This window comes from Oscillospiraceae bacterium NTUH-002-81, assembly GCA_032620915.1.
Lineage (GTDB): Bacteria > Bacillota > Clostridia > Lachnospirales > Lachnospiraceae > JAGTTR01.
This window is the reverse complement of record CP136052.1, coordinates 2608854-2627145: the sequence shown is the minus strand read 5'-3', so window position 1 is coordinate 2627145 and position 18292 is coordinate 2608854. Positions and strand designations below refer to the sequence as shown.

The window sequence follows — 18292 nt, the reverse complement described above, 5'->3', positions numbered from 1 at the left end:
AAAAAGGAGCGAAGACAGATGACTTACAAAGCAGCGATTTTTGACCTGGATGGAACACTGGCGGATACGCTGGCTTCCATTGCCCACAGTGCCAACATGGCACTGGAGCAGCTGGGATTTCCGGCATTGCCGCTGGATAATTACCGTTATTATGCGGGAGACGGGGCGCAGGAGCTGATGAAGCGGGCACTTGCCGCCTGCGGGGATACCGCCTGTTCCAGACTGGAGGAGATCATGCCGGTCTATGCAGCGATTTTTGAAAAGGAATGCATGTATCAGGTGCACCCCTACGACGGCATTCCGGAGGTGCTGGAAGCGTTGAAGCAGCAAGGCTTGAAGATAGCGGTACTGTCCAACAAGCCGGATGCCAGAACCCATGATGTGATCCGGGATCTGTTCGGCACGGAACTGTTTGACTATGTGCAGGGCCAGACCGAGAAGATCCGCAGAAAACCGTGCCCGGACGGGGCGTTGGAGATCGCCCGGGTATTTGATGTGAAGCCGGAGGAGTGCCTGTACTGCGGTGATACGAACACGGACATGCAGACGGCAGTGGCGGCAGGCATGTTCCCCATCGGTGTATTATGGGGCTTCCGTGACCGGCAGGAGCTGCTTGACAACGGTGCGAAGGTGCTGGCAGAGGTGCCTGCGGATATTTTAAAACAGCTGAGATAGACTGCGGTTGGGATGATTTGTAAAATTGCCCGCGCAGTGCGGATAAATGGGAAGTACCAGGCGATTATGCGCAGGTTCAGGTGAAAACGAAACGCAGACGAAAAAGGAGTGTAGCGCAATGTACGAGTACGAAGAGGAGATTCTGGAGATTTTTCTGAAAATGCAGGGACAGTTATTTGATGAGCCGGTGGCGGAGACGCTGGAGGAAGCGGACGAGTTTCTGGACGACTGCATGGCAGCTGTGGTGGACAGCGTGGCAGAGGTGCGGGAATATTTTGAGGAAAGCGGTGCGGATGTGGACGGCATGTCCGATGAAGAGCTGCTGGATGCGGCAGAAGTGTTTGCCATTCCGGACGGCAGATTTCTGATTGTTGAGGGATAAGAAGCATATATGAGAAAAAAAGAAAAAGACGGTGGCCGTCTGCGGTGTTTTGCTGGCGGCAGCGCTGTCTCTTGGCGGCTGCAGTACGAAGGGCGGCTTAAAAGTCGTGCTTACCGGCGGCCTTTCCCGGAATGAATTATTTTCTGTGAACAAAGCGGCCATGACGCTGCCGGAGGCAAAGCTTCTGCTCATGACGGAGCTGGCCCGGTACCGGAATCTGTACGGGGAAGAAATGCTGAGCCGGCAGTTCGGCGGGCAGACGCTGGAGGAATCGGTGAAGGAAAGCACCCTGGATCTGATGGGAAAGCTTCTGGTCATGGATGAGATGGCGGACAAGTACCAGATCCGGCTGAATGAGGAAGATACGGCCAACATTCTGTCGGCCAGCGCCGAATATATGGACACGCTGACAGAAACGGAAAAGGCGTTTACCGGGGCGTCGGAAAGTGATGTGCAGCACCTGTTTGAAAAAGCACTGCTGGCGGACCGGGTTTATGCGGAGCTCACCGGGGAGCAGACCATTGAGGTCAGCGATGATGAGGCCCGTGTGGTAACTGTGCGCCATATTTTTATCAGCACAGCAGGCAGCGGGCAGACGGGTAATGCGGGGGAAGAAGCATCTGCAGATGAAAGTCAGGCGATCGCAGCCGCGGGCGATGCTTACAACCGTGCTATGTCGGCGTACGACCAGCTGCGGCAGGGCGCAGACTTTGATTCCATGGCCCAGCAGTACAGTGATGACGCCCAGGAAGAATATCAGGTGGCAAGAGGTGACGTGGAGCAGAAGCTGGAGGAGGCGCTGTTTTCTCTGGATACCGGGGAACTGAGCACTGTCATGCAGAACAGCACGGGCTACCATATTTTCCTCTGTGTCAACAATTTTGACCGGGAAGCCACCGATCAGAATAAGCAGAAGCTCCTGGAGGAGCGGCGCTGGGAGGCGTTCGAACAGACGTATAATGCGTTTGCCAGAGATCAGGTCTGCCAGTTTTCCCAGAGAAAATGGGATGCCATCACACTGGATGGCGAAGAGATTACAAATACCGGGCTGTATGACGTATACCGGAGCCGGTTCGGCGGATGATACGGCCAGATGGAGAAGAAACATGAATGAACAGGATTTGACAAAATATATACCGAGCAATACGGAGATCGCAGAGAATCTGGACTATTTTGCGGGACAGCTGCGGGAATTCCAGGAGCTGATGATGATGTACAACTGTGCCATCCGGGAGGTGCGCACGAAGCTGGATGTGCTCAACGATGAGATGGCAGTGTGCAGCCCCCACAATCCCATTGAGATGATCAAGTCCCGGGTAAAAAAGCCCAGGAGCATCGTGGAAAAGCTGCAGCGCCGGGGATATCCGATCTCTGTGGATTCCGTGCTGGACAACCTGCACGATGTGGCAGGCGTACGTGTCATCTGTTCCTTTATCGATGATATTTACAAGATCGCGGCGATTCTGGGGGCGCAGGACGATGTAACTGTGCTGGAGATCAAGGATTATATCAAGAATCCCAAGCCCAACGGATACCGCAGTTATCATATGATCGTGGAGATTCCGGTGTTCTTCTCAGACCGGAAGCAGCCGATGAAGGTGGAGGTGCAGATCCGCACCATCGCCATGGACTTCTGGGCAAGTCTGGAGCACCAGATGAAGTACAAGAAAGATGTGCCGGGATCAGAGGATCTGGTCAACCGGCTGTCCCAGATCGCAGACCGGATCAACCAGACGGATATGGAAATGCAGGAGATCCGGGAAGAAATTCAGAGCAGATAAAAAAGAAAACAGCAAAGGCGTCGGAAGAGGAAAACCTCAACCGGCGCCTTTAACGTCGTATATTTTATTTTGTTAATTCCATCATGATCTCGTTGCTTCTGCTGATGAACTTGGTCATTTCCTCCGGGCTCAGCGGTTTGTGGGCCAGCATTGCCAGATCATACAGCTGCTCGCAGAACATGGGAACCTTCTCGGAATCCTTGTGCTCGAAGATGTATTTTACCAGCGGATGTTTCACATTCAGGACAAGGGCTGCCTGGCTGCCGAACATGGAAGCGTCCATGCCGGTCATGCCGTACATGCGCATCATTTCCTGCATCCGGCGGCTCTCCTCGGACAGAACCATCATGGAAGCGGTCTTCTCATCCTTGAGGGACATGGTGCGGACTTCCAGTTTGTCATTGCCAACGGCCTTGCGGAACACTTCGGTCAGCGTATCCTTGTAGCTCTCGGCATCTGCCTGGGATTCATCCTGCAGGCTGTCGGTGACATCCGCATCAATTCTCTGGAAGCGGACATTTTCATTCTGGCTTTCCAGATGGGTGATGAACGGGCTGTCGATGTTGTGTTTCAGGATCACAGCATCCATGCCATTCTCCCGGAACATGTTGATATACTGGCTCTGCTGGATCTCGTCGGTGACATAGTAGATTGTTGTCTTCTCCGGCTCTTTGTCCCCGGCGTCTTTCTTTTCTGCGTCAGAAGCGTTCTCTGTCTGGGAAGCCTCCTCGGCCTTGGTCTCCCCGGAGTTCTCAGAAGCGGCTTCTTCGGTTCCTTCGGCGGGTGCCTTGGCAGCCTCGGCTTTCTCGATGCAGTCCTTCAGCGTCAGATACTTGCCGTCCAGATCCTTGAACAGCACGTAATCGGAAATCTTCTCACAGAACTTGGCATCCTTGATGCAGCCAAATTTGATGAAGGGGCTGATGTCGTCCCAGTATTTCTCATAATTCTCACGGTCAGTCTTGCACATGCCGCTGAGCTTGTCAGCAACTTTTTTCGTGATATAATCGGAAATCTTCTTCACAAAGCCGTCATTCTGCAGCGCACTTCTGGATACGTTCAGCGGCAGATCCGGGCAGTCGATGACGCCCTTTAAGAGCATCAGGAATTCCGGAATGACTTCCTTAATATTATCGGCGATAAATACCTGGTTGTTGTACAGCTTGATGGTGCCCTCGATGGAATCGTACTCCGTGTTGATCTTCGGGAAGTAGAGGATACCTTTCAGGTTGAACGGATAGTCCATGTTCAGATGGATCCAGAACAGGGGCTCCTTGTAATCATGGAAAACATCCCGGTAAAACTGCTTGTATTCCTCATCGGTGCATTCGTTGGGATGCTTCGTCCACAACGGCGTGGTGACGCTTAAGGAAACCGGACGCTTGTTGATCTTTGCCTTCTCTTTGGCAGGGGAAATCTCGATGACTTCCTTGGTGCCGTCCTCATTTTCTTTCTCCTCGGTCTTGGCTTCCTCGGTGAAGCGCTCTACCACCACGTCGTCCTCTTTGATGTCGGCGGCGTCGATGGTCTCATATTCCTGCTCGGCGCCTGCTTTTTCCAGGAAAATCTCTACCGGCATGAAGGAGCAGTACTTGGTGATGACTTCTCTAGCCCGGTATTCGTTGGAAAACTCCACGCTGTCCTCGTTCAGGAACAGGGTGATGGTGGTGCCGACGCTGTCCTTGGTGCCCTCGGTCATGGAAAATTCGGTGCCGCCGTCACATTCCCAGTGTACCGGTGTCGCACCCGGCTGATAGGAAAGGGTGTCGATGTGTACCTCATCCGCAACCATGAAAGCGGAGTAAAAGCCCAGGCCGAAGTGGCCGATGATCTGATCCTCGTTGGTCTTGTCCTTGTATTTTGCCAGGAAATCGGTGGCGCCGGAGAAAGCGATCTGGTTGATATACTCCTCCACCTCGTCAGCGGTCATACCAAGGCCGTTGTCGCAGAAAGTCAGCGTCTTCTTCTCAGGGTCAACAATGACGTGTATTTCCGGTTTGTATTTGTCCGGGAACTGGTACTCGCCCATCATCTCCAGCTTCTTCAGCTTGGTGATGGCGTCGCAGCCGTTGGAAATGAGCTCACGGAAGAAGATATCGTGATCCGAATAGAGCCACTTCTTGATGATCGGGAAAATATTTTCACTGTTAATGGAAAGACTTCCATGTTTTTCTGCCATATTAAACATCTCCATTTCAAAAATTAATACAAATGAAAATACGGATATTTCCGTATAACAGTAATATTAATACCGCAAAAATGGAATGTCAAGAGAAAATTAGCACTCAAATGCGTTGAGTGCTAACAAAAATTTTATAAAGAATCTAAAGAAAGTATAAAACTGCCAAATTATATCTTGTCAAATTCAAGACTTTGCCGGAGAAAGAATGCCGTCACCGCTTTTTCCCACGTTTCTTCCAGAGATCTGTCCAGGGTGAACAGGTTCATGGAGGTGGCGGTGGTGCAGGTCAGTGTCCCATTGTCATAGCGGATGTTCAGAAACAGAGCGCGGACGTCCTCGGGTCGGAACGACAGGGACGCATCTGCCAGCAGCTTCTGGATTTGGCTGGTGTCCAGACAGAAAATAAAGGAAAAGGACAGGGGCGTGTGTTTGCCCCGGATCAGCTGAAAACACGTAGGACGTAGCTGTTCCCAGTAGATAAGCCCACGGTCGGCGCGGACAGGGGCATTCTCTTCCTCATCCGCCTCCGGGTAAAAATCCGGATGAAAATGCCCGTCAATAGAGACCGTGGCAGCCGTGGTGATGGATGCCTCGGATAAGAGAAAACGGTCAAAGGCCGGGGACAGGAGCAGACGCTCCATAAAATTTTTCGTCTGTGTAAATCGTAATGCCAGCATAGAGGTGCTCCTTCTTATTATGATGCGGCCATAATCTCACGAACACGCACGAACGTGCTTTATCGCCTGCTATCGCAGGCAGTTCGTTCGATAATGATGCAAGAAAAGGAAATACTGTCTTCGACATTGCTCCCTTTTCTTTTGTGTCTACTATATTATATAGGATAAAAATAAAAAAAACACAGAGGAAAAAGTGAAAATTTTATTTTCCCCTTTTCAAACGTCTGTGTTTATGTTAGTATTACATAGTATTAAAAACTACATCATAAAGTATTTTTGCAAAGATCAGTGCTTTGCGGAAATGACAGATATAGAGGAATAACCGGCACAGGGAGTCGGTACAAAGGGGATAGAAAAGATGAGTTATAAGATTGTTGTGGACAGCTGCGGGGAGATTCCGAAGGAGAAGCTTGCGGGCGGCTTTTATGAAAATGTGCCGTTGGAGCTGGATGTGGACGGCGAGCGGATCGTGGATGACGAGACGTTCGACCAGGCGGATTTCCTGAAAAAGGTGGCAGCAAGCCCGAACTGTCCGAAGTCCTCCTGCCCGTCACCCAAGCGGTATATGCAGGCCTATGAGGACGGCGGCGCAGATCATATTTATGTGGTGACGCTGTCTGAGCAGCTCAGCGGTTCCTATAACAGTGCCAGACTGGGGCAGCAGCTGTTTGAGGAGAAGCATCCTGACCGGAAGGTACATGTATTCAATTCCAGGAGTGCGTCCATCGGGCAGACGCTGGTGGCCATGAAGGCGGAGGAATATGAGCTGGCCGGATGTTCTTTTGAGGAAGTGGTGGAGAAGACGGAACAGTTTGTGGACGGTCTGGATACGTATTTCGTGCTGGAGAGTCTGGAGACGCTGCGCAAGAACGGACGCCTGTCCGGTATCAAGGCTTTTGTGGCATCTGCGCTGAACATCAAACCGGTGATGGGTGCAACGCCGGAGGGAAGCATCTGTCAGCTGGGCCAGGCCCGGGGTATCAACAAAGCCATTCACAAGATGGTGGAGGCTGTGGTGCAGAATGTGAAGAACCCGGCGGAGAAGATCCTGGCGATCTCTCACTGCAACTGCTACGAGCGGGCGCTGATGGCCAAGAAGCTGCTGGAAGAGAAGACCACCTTCAAGGACATCATGATCCTGGATACCAACGGCATCAGCAGTCTGTATGCCAACGACGGCGGTGTGATCATCGCAGTATAAGGGAAAAGTGTCCTGTATCAGAATATAATGAAATAAAAAATCCTTCTGTATCTGTCTGGAATTTGTAGCAATCCCGGACTGTACAGAAGGATTTTTGTCACATTGCATTTCAATCCTTGCGTCAACGGATGGATTTGGATGGTATTATAATCGGAAAGAAGCAGCGGTATGTGATCAGGCATGCAGCAGCTCCTCCAGCCGTCTGGCAGAAGACTCCGGTGATTCATGCAAAGCGATGGCAAATTCTTCACTGAGAAGGTGTGCTACTTTCTTCATAAATTGCTGTTCTGTCGCTCCAATTTTCTTCCCGTTTTTGACGGCCAGGGCCTCTTTTTCATAAATTTCTTTATATAACCGTAAATGATCGGAGACGTTACAGGAAGACAGGAGCTCCCGGTAGTGGGCGGCAAGCATGGGCGCTTTGTTGGTCAGCGTCGGTTTTACCTGCATTTTTCCGAAATTTTCCAGATATGTCTGCGCTTCCTTTTCCGTCATGACATTTTTCAGCGATGCGTCAGCCTTTTCCACAGGAACATAAACACGCTCACTGCTGTCTGAAAAGGAGGGGCGCAATGTGTAATAGGTACGTTCTGCACCTGGTGAAAATGCCCAAACAAGTCTGCCCATTGACAGAAAGCGGGCGGAATGGTATCCTTTTCACATAGTGTGAGTATCGGAGTCGCGGATTCCGTTTTCCATGCAGGAGGATACAGGGAACAGTTTCTCTGTATGGCAGAAATGGAGGAAAGAAGTATGAAGATCGGTTTTGGCTGTGACCACGCCGCTGTGGAATTGAAGGATGCACTGCTGGAGCATCTGAAGGAGCAGGGATATGAGTGCGTGGATTACGGCGCACATAGCCCGGAAGATAAAGTGGATTATCCGGTGCAGGGCCAGAAGGTGGCAGAGGCCATTGTCAGCGGAGAGATTGACAGAGGCGTGCTGGTGTGCGGAACCGGCATCGGGATTTCTCTGGCGGCCAACAAGGTACCGGGGATCCGTGCGGCGGTGTGCAGTGAGCCGTATTCCGCGCAGATGTCCGTCCGGCACAACAATGCGAATATCATTGCCATGGGCGCCCGTGTGGTGGGAACAGAGCTTGGCAAGATGATCGTGGATGCCTTTTTCGGAGCCAGCTTCGAGGGCGGCAGACATGAGCGGCGGGTGAATATGCTCACCGATATTGAGAAAAAATACAGCAAAGAACAGGGAGCAGATGTGAAATGAGCCAGGCAAAGGTAGATCGTTATAAAGAACAGAAATCAAAGCGCAAGGAGACGATACAGAAGGAGAAACGGCAGGCGGGCATCCGTAAGGGCGTTGTCGCTGTGATCTGTGCAGCGTGCCTGTGCTGGATCGGTTATTCTGTATGGGGCGTGGTGAATCGTCCGGATACGACAGCATCCGAGGTGAATCTGGATGCGTATTCCGAGTATCTGAACGGGCTGGCTGAGGAGGAATAGAACAGCGATGAAGTGTCCGTTTTGCGGGGAAGATAATACAAGAGTCATTGATTCCAGACCTGCGGATGACAACAGCTCTATCCGCCGCCGCAGACTGTGTGATGCCTGCCAGAAGCGTTTTACCACTTACGAAAAGGTGGAGACGATTCCCCTCGTTGTGATCAAGAAGGATAACAACCGGGAGCAGTACGATCGGTCCAAGATTGAGGCCGGGGTGCTTCGGGCGTGTCACAAGCGGCCCATCTCCATCAATCAGATCAATGAGCTGGTGGATGCCGTGGAGACCGAGATCTTCAACCGGGAAGAGCGGGAGATCAGCAGCAAAGAGATCGGCGAGATGGTCATGGAGCGGCTGAAGAATCTGGAAGCGGTGGCGTACGTCCGTTTTGCTTCCGTTTACCGGGAGTTCAAGGACGTCAACACATTTATGGATGAATTGAAGAAATTTCTTGTCTGAGGGTGCAGGTGCTGTACCCTCTTTTTTAGCTGTTTTGCAGGGATTATCATGTGCGTAGCTGCGTGTGATCATGATAGCTGCAAGATAATGTCAGGCACGGAAAATGCGAATCATGTAAAGACAAAGGAATATAATTATGAAATATGAGATAACAGACGGCACCCTGACCTTTGGCGCCCGGTGCATCCTGTCCCATGTGCAGTTTGCCATCCGGGGCACAGAGAAGATCGCCCTGGTGGGACCCAACGGCGCGGGAAAAACCACCCTTCTGCGGGTGATCGCCAGGGAGCTTTCTCTGGATGCGGACGACCGGCGGCAGGGGCCGGGCATCGTCACAGATCGGGATCTGACCATCGGCATGCTGCATCAGCACAGCTTTGCGGATGTCTCCCGGACGGTGGAGGAGGAGCTGGAACAGCATGCGCCTGTCGGGGACGGGAGCGCTTTTGACCGGGAGCGGTTCTGGTATGAGAAGGAATACGACACGCTGTTTACCGGTTTTGGATTTGAAAAAAAGGATAAGAAGCGGAAGCTTTCGGAATTTTCCGGCGGCGAACAGACGAAGATCGGCCTGATCTCTCTGCTGCTGGATCATCCCGACCTGTTGCTGTTGGACGAGCCCACGAACCACCTGGATGTGCACACGGTGGAGTGGCTGGAGCAGTATCTGAAAACCTATGACCGGGCGGTGGTGATGGTATCTCACGACCGTTTTTTTCTGGACGAGACGGCGGAGATTGTCTATGAGCTGGAGGCGGGGAAGCTGACCCGTTATCCCGGCAATTACACGGCGTACCGGCAGGAAAAGAAGAAACGGCTGCGGCAGCAGGCGAAGGCCTATGAGCGATATATGGAAGAGAAAGAGCGGCTGGAGGAGCTGATCCGCCGGTTTAAAAACAAACCGCGGAAGGCGGCCTTTGCCCGGGCCAAGAGAAAAGAGCTGGAGCGGCTGCCTGTGGTGGAGAAGCCGGAGCTGGCGGAGAAAACAGCGGCCATCGGCACACTGGAACCGCTGCTGCCGGGCAGCAAACGGGTGCTGGAAGCAGAGCGGCTGCAGGTGGGCTATGAGAAGACGCTGTTGGAAATCACGCTGCACATCCGAAAGGGGCAGAAGATCGCCATTCTGGGCAACAACGGCACCGGCAAGACCACGTTTTTGAAGACCGTGGCGGGCCTGCTGCCGCCCAGAGGCGGCAAGTATCACCTGGGAAATAACATCATGCTGGGCTATTTTGACCAGCATTCGGCGGAGATCGCTTCGGAGAAAAACGTGCTGGAGCATTTTCATGATCTGTTTCCGGCGCTGACGGAGAAGGAAGCCAGAGGCATTCTGGGGGCGTATCTTTTCGGCGGAAAAGAGGCGGCGAAAAAGGTGGACAGCCTGTCCGGCGGGGAGAAAGCGAGACTGGTACTGGCGGAGCTGCTGCAGAGCCGTCCCAATTTTCTGCTGCTGGATGAGCCCACGAACCATATGGATATCCAGGCGAAAGAGCGGCTGGAGGAGGCCTTTGCCGGGTATCAGGGAACCATGCTGTTTATTTCCCATGACCGGTATTTCATCCAGCAGCTGGCGGATGCGGTGCTGATCTTTGAGGGGCAGGAGGTATTTTACTATCCTTTCGGCTACCGGCATTATGTGGAGCACTGCGTACGAAAGGGCAGCGGCGATCTGTCGGCCAGACTGCGGGCGGAGGAACAGGCGCTCATCGACGGTATGCGGGCGGTGCCAAAGGCGGAGCGGCACCGGCTGCGGGAGTTGTCCACGGAGGAAATCTACGAGGACTGGCGGCTTCAACCGGCGCGGGAGGCGCTGGAAGAGGCGGCCAGAAAGTATGAAAAAGCACTGGAAGACGAAGAGATTCAGAAGGAAATATACGAAGCGTCGGAGGAATTCTGGGCAGAAAATGGAATCCTGCAAACGGTAGGATTGTCAGAGGCACAGGACGGCGAAATGCTGGACTTCCATGCGGTTCATACGCACGTACAGTCAAGAAATGAAGACGGTTATACGGATGCAGTGGTGGCGCTTGCGTCCGCCAGGCAGACCTGGCACGATGCCTGCCTGGCCTGGTATGAACAATACAGGGAATTAGAGGAGGAAGAAACAGATGCTGTTTTTTGAAAATGATTACGGAGAGGGCGCCCATCCAGTGGTGCTGGCTCATCTGGCGGAGACGAATATGGAACACCTGTCCGGTTATGGAGTGGATCCTTACTGCGCATCAGCAAAAGAAAAGATTCTGAACGCCTGCGGCTGCCCGGAAGGAGACGTGTTTTTCCTGGTGGGCGGCACCCAGACCAATGCGGTGGTCATCGGCAGCCTGCTGCGGCGGCACGAGGGCGTGGTGGCAGCCAACAGCGGCCATGTCAGCGTCCATGAGGCAGGGGCCATCGAGTATACCGGTCACAAGGTGCTGGAGATCGGCCAGGAGAACGGCAAGATCAACGCCGGGGAGCTGCGGGCCTATATGGAGCGGTTTTACAGGGATGGCAACCATGAGCACATGGTTTTCCCGGGCATGGTATACATTTCCCATCCAACGGAATACGGTACACTGTATACAAAAGCGGAGCTGGAGGCCATTTCCGGCGTGTGCCGGGCCTGGAAGATTCCGCTCTATGTGGACGGGGCCCGTCTGGGCTATGGCCTGGCCAGTGAGGAGACGGACGTGACGCTGGAGGACATGGCACGATATGCAGACGTGTTCTACATCGGCGGCACAAAGGTGGGAGCGCTGTGCGGCGAGGCAGTCGTGTTTCCTCACGGTGCACCTGTTTATTTTATGACAATGGTCAAACAGCAGGGAGCGCTGCTGGCGAAGGGCCGTCTTCTGGGGGTACAGTTCGATGCCCTGTTTACGGACAACCTTTATTTACAGATCAGTAAAAATGCAATTCAGACGGCAGATCGGCTGAAACAGGCTCTAAAAGAGAAAAATTATCAGCTTCTTCTCGATTCTCCAACAAATCAGATTTTTGTCATTCTGGAGGACGAGAAGCAGGAAGAACTGAAAAAACATGTACGATACAGCTTCTGGGAAAAGTTCGACGACACCCACACGGTGATCCGTCTGGCCACCAGCTGGGCAACCGCCATGGAGGATGTGGAAAAACTGATCGAAACATTGTGAAAAACCTGACGAAAAACATTGATTATTCTTTCACAATCTGTTACTATAGATGTGTTATATGATTTACAACATCAAGATATGTGATAGAGAGGAGATCAGGAGTATGGGATTTTTAACAGGTAAGACAGCGATCATTACCGGAGGAGGACGGGCAGCCTTAAGCGATGGCAGATGCGGTTCCATCGGATACGGCATTGCAACTGCTTATGCCAAGGAGGGCGCGAACCTGGTGCTGACCGGAAGAAACGTACAGAAGCTGACAGATGCCAAGGAGGAGCTGGAGCGGCTGTACGGCGTGAAGGTGCTGGCTGTGCAGGCGGATGTCAGCGCAGGCGCAGACAATGCAGCAGTGGTAGCAAACGTGGTGAAGCAGGCCATGGACGCTTTCGGAAGAATCGATGTCCTCATCAACAATGCCCAGGCATCCGCATCCGGCGTGACGCTGGTGGATCACACCCAGGAGCAGTTTGATCTGGCTCTGTACTCCGGTCTCTATGCAACCTGTTATTATATGCAGGCATGCTACCCGTACCTGAAAGAGACAGAGGGCACCGTCATCAACTTCGGTTCTGGTGCAGGCCTGTTCGGCAACTACGGACAGTGCGCTTACGCAGCAGCCAAGGAAGGCATCCGTGGCCTGTCCCGGGTGGCAGCCACCGAGTGGGGCCGCGACAACATCAACGTGAACGTCATCTGCCCGCTGGCATGGACAACCCAGCTGGAAGGCTTTGAGAAGGCTTATCCGGAAGCCTTCAAGGCAAACGTGAAGATGCCGCCGGCAGGTCATTACGGCGATGCGGAGAAGGAGATCGGCCGCGTATGCGTACAGCTGGCATCCCCGGACTTCAAGTACATGAATGGTGAGACCATCACGCTGGAAGGCGGCATGGGACTTCGCCCGTAATTTTGACAAAGTAAGAGTGCAATAAAATAGCCCCTGGCAGGAAATAAATGATATCTTCCCTACATAGCTTTCCGTGTTTTCATTCACTGGTTGCTATAGCGGAACATATTAAGGTTTCCTGTCAGGGGTTTTTCTGTCTGGACGGTCAGCAAACGGGCCAAATTACACCGACGGATGGAATGTTGATGCAGAATGGATGGTGCGGAATGATAGGAAAAGGATGGAAAAACCATCCCGTCTGTGTTAGAATGCAAAGAAGTAACATGACGGGGAACAAAGACAGAAGCGTGCGCAAAGTGCGTCATGAATGACAGGAGGAAACACTGCATGGAACAGGGAACACAGCCGGAGCACAAACGGCGGGTGCGCTATAAAGGAAAATATCCGAAGAAATTTGAGGAAAAATATAAGGAACTGCAGCCGGAAAAATATCAGGACACGGTGGCCCATGTGATCAGCAAGGGCAATACCCCGGCGGGCATGCACATTTCCATTATGGTAAAGGAGATCCTGGATTTTCTCAATATACAGCCGGGGCAGACCGGATTTGATGCCACGCTCGGCTATGGTGGCCACACGAAGGCCATGCTGGAATGCCTGAAAGGACAGGGACATATGTATGCCACGGACGTGGACCCGGAAGAGTCTGCCCGGACGAAAAAACGGCTGGAAGACCTGGGGTTCGGTGAGGATATGCTGACCATCCGCCTGCAGAATTTCTGTACCGTGGATGAGATCGCCAGAGAGGCCGGGGGCTTTGATTTCCTGCTGGCAGACCTGGGCGTGTCCTCCATGCAGATCGACAATCCGAAGCGGGGCTTTTCCTTCAAGGTGGACGGGCCGTTGGATCTGCGGCTGAACCAGGAGGCGGGCGTCAGCGCGGCAGAGCGGCTGGATACCATTTCCCGGGAGGAGCTGGCCGGAATGCTCTATGAAAATTCTGACGAGCCCTACTGTGAGGAGTTGGCGGCGGCCATCACCGGCCAGATCCGGAAAGGGCACCGCATCGACACCACGGAGAAGCTGCGGGCAGTTATTGAACAGACGCTGTCCTTCCTGCCGGAAAAGGAGCGGAAGGAGGCAGTGAAAAAGACGTGCCAGCGCACGTTCCAGGCGCTGCGCATCGACGTGAACCATGAGTTTGAGGTGCTGTATGAATTTATGGAAAAGCTGCCCACGGTGCTGAAGCCGGGCGGCAGGGCGGCCATCCTCACCTTCCATTCCGGGGAGGATCGACTGGTGAAGCAGGCGTTGAAGGAGGGCTACCGGGCGGGCGTCTATTCCGCCTATGCGAAGGATGTGATCCGGCCCTCGGCCCAGGAGTGCGTGCAGAATCCCAGAGCCCGTTCCACCAAGATGCGGTGGGCCGTTCGCGCAGAGTAAAGCGGATGTTTGGAAAAACAGAGCGGATGACTGAATTCTGCGCATATCCAGAACAGTATGGATCAGCGAAAGCAAATGCGCACCTGATATAGCGGTTTTGGGGAAGAAGGAAAGTCAATGTGAGGTACATCTGTAAATAGTAATCATTGATAGAAATAGTAAAAGTGAGAAACAAAGAGAGAAGATAAAATAGATGAACGGAAAACAAACAACAGAGAAACTGGCGGTATTGTCCCTGTCGCTGATGCTGACTTCGGCCTATGCGGTATCCACGGTACTGCCGCAGATGCTGGGATTTTTTGACGGCTACCGGCGGGATCAGGTGGAGCTTCTGATCTCGGTACCGTCCTTTGCGGTGACGGCGATGATCATCCTGAATGCGTGGCTGGCCCGGCTGCTCAGGGAGCGGATGGCCATTGTCACCGGCCTGTTACTGCTGACGCTGGGCGGCATTGCACCGGTGTTTACCAGCAGCTACTGGCTCATCTTCGGTTCCCGGATCCTGCTGGGGACAGGAATTGGGATGATCAACGCCCGGGCCATCAGTATCATCAGTGAGCGATATCAGGGGCAGGAAAAATCCGCCCTTCTGGGATACCGAGGCTCTGCCGAGGTGCTGGGCAATGCGCTGATGACGCTGGCTGCGGGGCAGCTGTTAAAAATCCGCTGGAACGCCGCGTTCTGGGTGTACGCCCTGGGTTTTGGTATTCTGGTGCTGTACCTGCTGTTTGTGCCGGTGAAGGCACCTGCCGGGATTTCCCACGCAGAAGAGACAGAGATCAGACAGAAATCTTTTTCCGGGAGAGAGTTTCTTTTCACCCTGCCCTACGCGCTGCTGGGATTTACGGTGATCTGTATCAACGTTTCTAACACCATGCGCATTCCCACGCTGGTGCTGGAAAAACAGTTTACCACGGAATCCGGTGCCAGTGTGATCTTAAGCGTCATGCTGGCCATGGGCATTTTTTCAGGCTTAAGTTTCGGGCGGCTGCAGAAGCTGTTCCGGGAAAAACTGACGGCCATCAGTATGCTGCTGGTGGGACTGGGGCTGCTGCTCATCGCGCTGGCGGGCAATCTGGCGCTGGTGGTGACAGGGGCCGTTCTCTGCGGATTTTTCTACACAGTGGTGCTGACGTGCATCTTCAATACCGTTTCTGACCGGCTGCCGCTGGCACTGGTGAATACGGCCACTTCGGAAGTGCTGGTGGGCTGCAACCTGGGGGCGGCGTTGGCTCCGGTGGTGCTGCGGGTGATCGGTTTTTGCAGCGGCGCTTCCGTTGCTCCGTTTTTTGCCTACGCGGTGGCAGCGGCGATCATTGGAGGAATACTGTTTATGAAGCGAGGGTGATTCGTTCATCTTCGCTTTTTGGTGTATTTTGCAGGCTTTCCGGGCGGTTTTTTCTTGCATTTTTGGCGATCTGTAGTATAATGATGGGGACAATCTAATAATGAGAGAATATTAGAAGAATGAGGTATTCAATTATGAAAAAGAAATCCGTGAAAAGGATTCTCTCAGGAGTAATGGTACTCGCTGTATCTATTGCACTCTGCGCATGCGGAGGCGACAAGAACGCAGACAAAGATGCTGCTAATAATTCTCAGGAAACAGCAGAAGACACGACGGAAGAGAAGTCGGAGGATTCTGCGGCAGGTGAACCAACACAGGGTGGAAGTGTCGTAGTCGGTATGACACAGGACCTGGTTAGTCTTGACCCCCATGCAGTAACGGACGCAGGAACTAGAAATGTTGTATTCAACCTTTATGAAGGACTGGTAAAAGCAACGCCGGCCGGTGAACTGGCCCCGGCAGTGGCAAGTGATTACACGATTTCCGATGATGCAAAGGTATATACCTTTACACTCAGAGATGGTGTGACCTTCCATGATGGCAGTGCGGTTACCGTGGATGACATTAAGTATTCTATCGAACGTTATGCGGAGGAACAGGGCGATTCCTCCGCTTTTTCTATTGTAGACGAGGTGGTAACCCCGGATGACAAGACAGTGGAGGTTCATCTGAAGGAGGCAAATTCGGAGTTTATCTCTGAACTGACTCTGGGAATCATTCCGGCATCCAATGAGGATCCGGCAGGAACCCCTGTCGGAACTGGCCCCTTCAAGTTTGTATCTTACACACCGGGACAGAATATTGTTTTGGAGAGATATGACGGATACTGGGGTACGCCGGCTTATCTGGATCAGGTGACCTTTAAGTTTGTGGCAGATGTGGAGACTGCGTTCACAGAGCTGCAGGCAGGCACCCTGGATATCCTGAACTATCTGACGGCCGATCAGGTGAGTGTTCTCAGTGATGACTTTACCATTGTGGACGGCAGCATGAATCTGGTACATGCGCTGTATCTGAACAATGATTATGAACCACTGTCCAACCCGCTTGTCCGCCAGGCACTGAATTACGCTGTTGACCGTGCATCCATCAATGACTTCCTGTTCGGTGGCGCCAGCCATCTCATTGGTACCCATATGCTGCCGGCGCTGGAGAGATACTACAACGCAGATACGGAAGGCCTTTACAGCTATGATCCGGAGAAGGCCAAGGAGCTGCTGACCGAAGCTGGCTATGCAGATGGATTTGAACTGTCTATCATGGTTCCCAGCTCTTACAGTCAGCATGTGAGCACCGCTGAGATCATTGTAGAGAATCTGAAGGCAGTAGGGATTGATGCAAAGCTGGATCTGGTAGAGTGGAGCACCTGGCTGTCTGAATGCTATCAGGGCAGAAAATATGAGGCAACCGTTATCGGTGTGGACGGTAAGCTGGCTCCCAGTGACTGGCTGACCAAGTATGTGAGCACAGATGCCAAGAACTTTATGAATTACAAGAGCGACAAATTTGATGAACTGTTTACACAGGCCAAAGCAACGGTGGATGATACCGAGAAGGCCAATCTGTACAAAGAGGCAGAGATGGTACTGGCAGAGGATGCTGTCAATGTATTCATCGAGGATCCGGCCGACTTTGTTGCTGTGAACAGCAAGCTGGCAGGCTATCAGTTCTATCCGATCGCCGCACAGGATATGTCCTGTGTATATTATAAGTAATATCAGGAAAAAAGAAGAAATTTAAAAAGACCGTGGAGGTAACTATGAAATACGTTGGAAAAAGATTTATTACTCTCATTATCACATTGTTGTGTATTTCAGCGGTTACCTTCGCGGCTTTTTCTGTCATTCCGGGCAATGCGTCGCTGACGCGGCTGGGAACAGACGCCACACCGGAGCAGGTGGCGGCCCTGGAGCATGAACTGGGGCTGGATCAGCCGGTGACAACCCGTTACATCCAATGGATCTCCGGTGTCGTGCGCGGAGACTTTGGTATGTCCTACAAGTACGATAATACAACGGTGGCAAGTCTTCTGACTTCCCGCCTTGCGGTCACGGTTCTGCTGGCCGCCATGTCCTTTTTACTGATTCTGATCGTATCAATCCCGTTGGGGATCCTTTCGGCTCGCTTTTCGGGGAAATTCCCGGATGCGGCCATCAATATCATTACGCAGATAACAATGGCGATCCCGTCGTTTTTTCTCGGGATCATCCTTACTTATATATTTGGCCTGGTGCTGAAATGGTTTCAGCCGGGCAAATTCGTGCAGCTGGATGAAAGCTTTTCCGGCTGTGTCAGATATCTGATCTTTCCGGCTATTGCCGTGGCCCTGCCGAAGATCGCCATGGTCGTAAAGTTCCTGCGCAATTCTGTCCTGAGCGAGATGGGACAGGATTATGTGCGGACGGCTTACAGCCGGGGCAACAATGACCGTGCCGTGTTGTACCGGCATGTGTTGAAGAATGCATTCATCCCGGTGGTTACTTTTATGGCGCTGATCATCGCGGAGATCCTGGCGGGCAGCATCATTGTGGAGCAGGTATTTTCCGTGCCGGGGGTAGGCAGACTGCTGATCACAGCCATCTCAGACCGGGATTATCCGGTGGTGCAGGCCATTGTCACCTATGTGACGGCATTGGTGGTGATCATCAATTTCCTGGTGGATGTTGTGTATCAGCTCATCGATCCGCGGGTGCGCATGGGAGCCTAGG

The 18292-nt window shown here is 52.7% G+C and carries 18 protein-coding genes; 15 read left to right on the top strand and 3 right to left on the bottom strand.

The features are described from left to right. The first annotated feature begins 18 nt into the window (after positions 1–18). The 4 genes from RJD28_12995 (at position 19) to RJD28_12980 (ending at position 2838) form a co-directional block, all read left to right on the top strand. Complete coding sequence (locus RJD28_12995) at positions 19–675, top strand: HAD family hydrolase (protein ID WNV57192.1); 657 nt, start codon at positions 19–21, stop codon at positions 673–675. Positions 676–793: 118 nt separating this feature from the next. Next, on the top strand, positions 794–1057 hold the full coding sequence (locus RJD28_12990; protein WNV57191.1) for a glyoxalase: 264 nt from the start codon (positions 794–796) through the stop codon (positions 1055–1057). A 31-nt stretch (positions 1058–1088) separates the two neighbouring features. Further along, the gene (locus tag RJD28_12985) at positions 1089–2141 is read left to right on the top strand and encodes a peptidylprolyl isomerase (protein WNV57190.1); all 1053 of its coding nucleotides are present in this window, start codon (positions 1089–1091) and stop codon (positions 2139–2141) included. A 22-nt stretch (positions 2142–2163) separates the two neighbouring features. Further along, positions 2164–2838 (top strand): GTP pyrophosphokinase family protein, encoded by a 675-nt coding sequence (locus tag RJD28_12980; GenBank protein ID WNV57189.1) that lies wholly within the window; start codon positions 2164–2166, stop codon positions 2836–2838. 64 nt (positions 2839–2902) lie between these two features. Here RJD28_12980 and htpG read toward each other — a convergent pair whose 3' ends face one another. Beyond that, positions 2903–5017 (bottom strand): molecular chaperone HtpG, encoded by a 2115-nt coding sequence (gene htpG / locus RJD28_12975; protein WNV57188.1) that lies wholly within the window; start codon positions 5015–5017, stop codon positions 2903–2905. 170 nt (positions 5018–5187) lie between these two features. After that, complete coding sequence (locus RJD28_12970) at positions 5188–5697, bottom strand: DUF5721 family protein (GenBank protein WNV57187.1); 510 nt, start codon at positions 5695–5697, stop codon at positions 5188–5190. Positions 5698–6055: 358 nt separating this feature from the next. On the opposite strand from RJD28_12970, the gene RJD28_12965 reads away from it, so the two are divergent. Next, positions 6056–6898, top strand: a complete 843-nt coding sequence (locus RJD28_12965) for a DegV family protein (protein ID WNV57186.1) — start codon at positions 6056–6058, stop codon at positions 6896–6898. A 174-nt stretch (positions 6899–7072) separates the two neighbouring features. Here the strand turns inward: RJD28_12965 and RJD28_12960 are convergent, their stop codons facing one another. After that, positions 7073–7426, bottom strand: a complete 354-nt coding sequence (locus tag RJD28_12960) for a hypothetical protein (protein WNV57185.1) — start codon at positions 7424–7426, stop codon at positions 7073–7075. Positions 7427–7651: 225 nt separating this feature from the next. Between RJD28_12960 and rpiB the strand changes: the two genes are divergently transcribed. The 10 genes from rpiB (at position 7652) to RJD28_12910 (ending at position 18291) form a co-directional block, all read left to right on the top strand. Then, positions 7652–8125: a ribose 5-phosphate isomerase B gene (rpiB, locus tag RJD28_12955; protein WNV57184.1), complete on the top strand. Its 474-nt coding sequence runs from the start codon at positions 7652–7654 to the stop codon at positions 8123–8125. Then, entirely contained in the window at positions 8122–8361 is a 240-nt protein-coding gene (locus tag RJD28_12950; protein WNV57183.1) for a hypothetical protein, read from the top strand. The genes rpiB and RJD28_12950 overlap by 4 nt, the downstream gene beginning before the upstream one ends. Positions 8362–8368: 7 nt before the next feature. Beyond that, the gene (gene nrdR / locus RJD28_12945; GenBank protein ID WNV57182.1) at positions 8369–8818 is read left to right on the top strand and encodes a transcriptional regulator NrdR; all 450 of its coding nucleotides are present in this window, start codon (positions 8369–8371) and stop codon (positions 8816–8818) included. 136 nt (positions 8819–8954) lie between these two features. Then, positions 8955–10940 (top strand): ABC-F family ATP-binding cassette domain-containing protein, encoded by a 1986-nt coding sequence (locus tag RJD28_12940; protein ID WNV57181.1) that lies wholly within the window; start codon positions 8955–8957, stop codon positions 10938–10940. Continuing rightward, positions 10927–11949 (top strand): beta-eliminating lyase-related protein, encoded by a 1023-nt coding sequence (locus RJD28_12935; protein ID WNV57180.1) that lies wholly within the window; start codon positions 10927–10929, stop codon positions 11947–11949. The genes RJD28_12940 and RJD28_12935 overlap by 14 nt, the downstream gene beginning before the upstream one ends. Before the next feature lie 103 nt (positions 11950–12052). Next, positions 12053–12853, top strand: coding sequence for an SDR family oxidoreductase (locus RJD28_12930; GenBank protein ID WNV57179.1), 801 nt, complete (start codon positions 12053–12055; stop codon positions 12851–12853). A 327-nt stretch (positions 12854–13180) separates the two neighbouring features. Further along, a complete protein-coding gene (gene rsmH, locus RJD28_12925) occupies positions 13181–14236 on the top strand; it encodes a 16S rRNA (cytosine(1402)-N(4))-methyltransferase RsmH (protein WNV57178.1) in 1056 nt (351 codons plus the stop codon). 193 nt (positions 14237–14429) lie between these two features. Continuing rightward, entirely contained in the window at positions 14430–15584 is a 1155-nt protein-coding gene (locus tag RJD28_12920; protein ID WNV57177.1) for an MFS transporter, read from the top strand. A 134-nt stretch (positions 15585–15718) separates the two neighbouring features. Continuing rightward, positions 15719–17299, top strand: coding sequence for an ABC transporter substrate-binding protein (locus RJD28_12915; GenBank protein WNV57176.1), 1581 nt, complete (start codon positions 15719–15721; stop codon positions 17297–17299). A gap of 44 nt (positions 17300–17343) precedes the next feature. Beyond that, entirely contained in the window at positions 17344–18291 is a 948-nt protein-coding gene (locus tag RJD28_12910) for an ABC transporter permease (protein ID WNV57175.1), read from the top strand. Position 18292 lies beyond the last annotated feature (1 nt).

Excerpts from the sequence above, each read along its gene's own strand:
- RJD28_12950 (WNV57183.1), top strand. The coding sequence starts at position 8,122 with ATGAGCCAGGCAAAGGTAGATCGTTATAAAGAACAGAAATCAAAGCGC.
- RJD28_12990 (WNV57191.1), top strand. The coding sequence starts at position 794 with ATGTACGAGTACGAAGAGGAGATTCTGGAGATTTTTCTGAAAATGCAG.
- RJD28_12965 (WNV57186.1), top strand. The coding sequence starts at position 6,056 with ATGAGTTATAAGATTGTTGTGGACAGCTGCGGGGAGATTCCGAAGGAG.
- RJD28_12910 (WNV57175.1), top strand. The coding sequence starts at position 17,344 with ATGAAATACGTTGGAAAAAGATTTATTACTCTCATTATCACATTGTTG.
- RJD28_12980 (WNV57189.1), top strand. The coding sequence starts at position 2,164 with ATGAATGAACAGGATTTGACAAAATATATACCGAGCAATACGGAGATC.
- rsmH (WNV57178.1), top strand. The coding sequence starts at position 13,181 with ATGGAACAGGGAACACAGCCGGAGCACAAACGGCGGGTGCGCTATAAA.
- RJD28_12915 (WNV57176.1), top strand. The coding sequence starts at position 15,719 with ATGAAAAAGAAATCCGTGAAAAGGATTCTCTCAGGAGTAATGGTACTC.
- RJD28_12995 (WNV57192.1), top strand. The coding sequence starts at position 19 with ATGACTTACAAAGCAGCGATTTTTGACCTGGATGGAACACTGGCGGAT.
- RJD28_12935 (WNV57180.1), top strand. The coding sequence starts at position 10,927 with ATGCTGTTTTTTGAAAATGATTACGGAGAGGGCGCCCATCCAGTGGTG.
- nrdR (WNV57182.1), top strand. The coding sequence starts at position 8,369 with ATGAAGTGTCCGTTTTGCGGGGAAGATAATACAAGAGTCATTGATTCC.
- htpG (WNV57188.1), bottom strand. The coding sequence starts at position 5,017 with ATGGCAGAAAAACATGGAAGTCTTTCCATTAACAGTGAAAATATTTTC.
- RJD28_12940 (WNV57181.1), top strand. The coding sequence starts at position 8,955 with ATGAAATATGAGATAACAGACGGCACCCTGACCTTTGGCGCCCGGTGC.
- RJD28_12930 (WNV57179.1), top strand. The coding sequence starts at position 12,053 with ATGGGATTTTTAACAGGTAAGACAGCGATCATTACCGGAGGAGGACGG.
- RJD28_12970 (WNV57187.1), bottom strand. The coding sequence starts at position 5,697 with ATGCTGGCATTACGATTTACACAGACGAAAAATTTTATGGAGCGTCTG.
- RJD28_12920 (WNV57177.1), top strand. The coding sequence starts at position 14,430 with ATGAACGGAAAACAAACAACAGAGAAACTGGCGGTATTGTCCCTGTCG.
- rpiB (WNV57184.1), top strand. The coding sequence starts at position 7,652 with ATGAAGATCGGTTTTGGCTGTGACCACGCCGCTGTGGAATTGAAGGAT.